Below are 1019 nucleotides of genomic sequence, written 5' to 3'. Positions count from 1 at the left end.
TGGATATTGCCGTGCCGCGTCTAGCAACAAAATATTTTAGCGTTACTATAGAAATTTATTTTTACACCATTCCTAAGTGAAAGCTTATTTACCAAATAACTTTTTCCATATTCTTTTCTTTGCAAACAAGCCATTATAAAAGTGTTCTCTCAAATAATGGTGTTTATACCTTGTTTTAACCAAATCAGCGATCAAAGGTTGAGCAGGGGTGTACTGATGAAAAACGCCCAGTAACCAAGCTACTTTATCCACTATTTGGGGGTTACGATCTTTTAAAAAAGGCAGAAGTGTATCTAACGCCGAAGGTAAGGTTAAAAAGGCGGCAGTTTGGCAAATGAGTGCCCTGTGCTCTTCTGAATCAAATGTGTTTTGGTCAATCAATTTCCAACAATCAAGCAAAAGTTCCTGGTGAATGGTAAAGTCATCTTTGATGGGATAATCAAAAGCTTCGGCTGGTAGGTTGTGCCAATCGCCTACTATAGGGTTGATCTGGGTTATAAACGACGAGATACTACTAAACCTTGGTGTAAAGTCTGCTTCGCCGTGGTTCATCAATACTATTTTCCCCTTTAGAGGAGAGCTTGAAAAAACACCCACACAATCACTTTCATTATTCGTGAAAACGGGAATAATACCTACCCCTAAAGCGAAGTTTTTGACCCATTCAATGTTGATTTGATACGTTTCTTCCGACACTATTTCAACTTCACTGCCTTGGATAGGGTGAAAGTCAGACAAACTACCATAGTCTAGCTTATGTTTGTGAAAAGCTTTTTCTAAATACACCATCAGCCACTTTTTTGGTTACAAACTTAATTTGTAGAAATTAAAAAGGGCATAAAAAATTGAATTTCAATTAATTATACCCATAATTCATTGCCCCGATGCATCGGGATTTTCAACAAAAGGTTATTATTGTATCGACTAAAAAACTATAATACTTATTACAATGAACTTACATTTTAAAAAAAATTTCGCAAAGAGTTATCTTCTTTAGTACAAAAATATTTTCGCGGTCA

General features: G+C 35.7%; 1 protein-coding gene. It reads right to left on the bottom strand.

From position 1 onward, the window contains the following. Positions 1–84: 84 nt before the first annotated feature. Positions 85–789, bottom strand: coding sequence for a hypothetical protein (locus tag Q0954_RS34030; protein WP_299466565.1), 705 nt, complete (start codon positions 787–789; stop codon positions 85–87). Positions 790–1019: the final 230 nt, after the last annotated feature.

It is taken from the genome of uncultured Microscilla sp., from assembly GCF_947493425.1.
Lineage (GTDB): Bacteria > Bacteroidota > Bacteroidia > Cytophagales > Microscillaceae > Microscilla.
The sequence above is the reverse complement of the archived record's forward strand: the minus strand, read 5'-3'. Positions and strand labels throughout refer to the sequence as shown.